We start from the raw sequence: 2,670 nt of genomic DNA on the forward strand, positions 1-2,670 counted from the left end.
GCGGCGGCCGCGCTGTCCGCGACCCTGTTCGAACCTGGCGGAGAGGCGACGCTCGACCGCCTGGCCGCGCTCGGCCCGCTGCCGGCGGCCGAGCAGGCGACTGCCGCGCTGGCGCGCGACGTGCGGCGGCTCGACCTCGACCGCGGCTGGACGGGGGCGGGCAACTGGTGGCAGGCCGGCGCGCCCGGGGCGATCACCGATGGGCTCGGCCTCGGCGAATAGTCAGTCGGTCGCCATCACCTTCACGTAGGACCCGGGCGCGTCCTCGATGGCGGGCAGGGCGCCCGTGCCGGGGAAGCGCGCGGGCACCTGCGTTCGGTCGAGCCCGCTCACCCAGCGATGCCAGTCCGGCCACCAGGACCCGGCGAGTTCGGTCGCGGCCTTGAACCATTCGTCCGGGTCCGCCGGCAGGTCGTCGCTGACCCAGTGGCTGTACTTGCCCGCATCGGGCGGATTGGCCACGCCGGCGATATGGCCCGAGGCGGCGAGCACGAAGCGCGTCGGCCCCTTGTAGATCTGCGTGGCGCGGTAGGTGGATTTCCACGGCGCGATATGGTCCTCGCGCGTGCTGAGGATGTAGGTCGGCAGCTTGATCCTTCGCAGGTCCAGCTTCACGCCCGAGAGCTCGATGCCGCCCGGCTTCACCAGGTCGTTCTCCTGGTACATGCGGCGCAGGTAGAAGCTGTGCATCCTCGCCGGCATGCGCGTGGAATCGTCGTTCCAGTACAGCAGGTCGAAGGGGAAGGGCTCCTGGCCCATCAGGTAGTTGTTGACCACGAAGGACCAGATCAGGTCGTTGGCCCGCAGCATGTTGAAGGTGGTCGCCATCTCGCGGCCCTCGAGATAGCCGGTCTTCTGCATCTTCTCCTCGAGGGCGGCGAGCTGCTCCTCGTCGATGAACACGCCCAGTTCGCCGGCTTCCTCGAAATCCACCATGGTGGTGAAGAAGGTGGCGGACTTCACCCGCGTGTCGCGCTTCATCGCCATGTGCGCGAGGGTGGAGGCCAGCAGCGTGCCGCCGAGACAGTATCCAATGACGTTCGCACCCTTCTCCCCGGTCGCCTGCTCGATCGCGTCGAGCGCGGCGTAGGGGCCTTCGAGCATGTAGTCGTCGAAGCCCTTCTCGGCGAGCTTCGAATCCGGGTTGACCCAGGAGATGACGAAGACCGTGTGGCCCTGCTCGACCGCCCAGCGGATGAAGGAGTTCTTCGGCCGCAGGTCGAGGATGTAGAACTTGTTGATCCAGGGCGGGATGATCAGCAGCGGGCGCTTCAGCACCTTTTCGGTGGTGGGCGCGTACTGGATCAGCTGCATCAGGTCGTTCTGGTACACCACCTTGCCGGGTGTCACCGCGATGTTCTCGCCGACCTTGAACTTGGTGTCGTCGGTCATGCGGATGCGAAGCTTGCCGCGCCCGCGCTCGAGGTCGCTCAGAAGGTTGGACAGCCCGCGCAGCAGGTTCTCGCCGCCCGATTCCGCGGTGCGGCGCAGCACCTCTGGATTGGTCATCAGGAAGTTGGTCGGGCTCATCGCATCGACGAATTGCCGCGTGTAGAAATCGACCTTCTGCGCGGTCTTGGGCTCGAGGCCCTCGGTGCCTTCCACCACGGACCGGAAGTAGCGCGCCGAGAGCAGGTAGGACTGGCGGATGAAGTCGAAGACCTCGTGCTCGCGCCAGGCGTCGTCCTTGAAGCGGCGGTCCTTGTCGTCCTCGGCGATCACCGGTTCGGGCACCTCGCCCAGCATGCGCCGCGCGGTGTTCTGCCAGAGGGTCAGGTAGTCGTGCCAGAAGCCGAGCTGCGCCTGCACCAGCCGCGCAGGGTTGGACATCAGCCGCGTCGTCATCTCGAGGAAGGCATGGCCGATCTTGAGCGGATCGGGGTCGGGCGATTCGCCCGCCTGGCGCTTCAGGAAGTCGGAGACGATGCGCTGCCCGCGCTCCGCCACATCCGCCATGGTGCGGCTGACCAGCGCCGGGTCGGGCAGCCGGAAGGTGGCGGGGTTGGAGGGAGTCTTGTCGGCCATGTGGCGTTTCGGTCCGTGGGGCGGCATGCCCGGCTTCGCGCACCGGCCGATTCGGGTTACCGCTTCCGCGTGACGGGGACAGAGGCGGCATGACCGTAACGACGGGCCACGCGTTCGTGTCGGGCCACGGTAGGGGCCGGGCAGGGGTCGATCAAGCGCGGCCGGTCCTGCTTGCGCTCGTGCTGCTGGCGGGCGGGTGCAGCCCGGGGCAGGGGCCCTCGGCGATCGGCCCGCTCTTCGCCCGGATCACCGGCCCGGCCTTCGAGGGACGCGAGCCGCCGCCCGGCACCGAGCTGGCCTTCCCCAACCTCGGCACCATCCCGGCGCGCCCGGCGGTGGCCGACCCCGCGGTGCGCGACGCGCTGACCGCGGCTTTGGCCGAGGAACGCCAGCGAAGCCGCAATCCGCTCGACCCCGAGATGCGGCCCGAGCCGGTGCGCCCCTCTGGCACGGCGGGGGACCGAAGCATGCCGATGAGCCCGCCGGGTCCTGCCCCCATCGCCGCGGCGCCGCCGGTCCCCTTGGATTCGCCGACGCTGCCGCCGCTCGCGCCGAGCGCCCCGGCCGCTTCCCCCGGCCAGCCCGCGCTGCCGCCTGCGATGGACGCCGCCCCGCCACCCCCGCCGCCGGCCGAATTGCTGGCCC

Annotated in this window: 2 protein-coding genes and 1 pseudogene; 2 read left to right on the plus strand and 1 reads right to left on the minus strand. The window is 69.7% G+C overall.

From position 1 onward, the window contains the following. The coding region (locus HW578_RS25265; RefSeq protein WP_198373459.1) for a hypothetical protein at window positions 1-222 on the plus strand (222 nt) is incomplete at its 5' end. On the opposite strand, the gene HW578_RS25270 is transcribed toward HW578_RS25265, so the two are convergent. Then, window positions 223-2,025, minus strand: coding sequence for a PHA/PHB synthase family protein (locus HW578_RS25270; RefSeq protein WP_198373461.1), 1,803 nt, complete (start codon window positions 2,023-2,025; stop codon window positions 223-225). 89 nt (window positions 2,026-2,114) lie between these two features. Here HW578_RS25270 and HW578_RS25275 point away from each other — a divergent pair. Beyond that, window positions 2,115-2,670, plus strand: a pseudogene (locus HW578_RS25275) (hypothetical protein); the annotation flags it as partial.

Source organism: Roseomonas rosulenta (assembly GCF_016106005.1).
Classification (GTDB): domain Bacteria; phylum Pseudomonadota; class Alphaproteobacteria; order Acetobacterales; family Acetobacteraceae; genus Neoroseomonas; species Neoroseomonas rosulenta.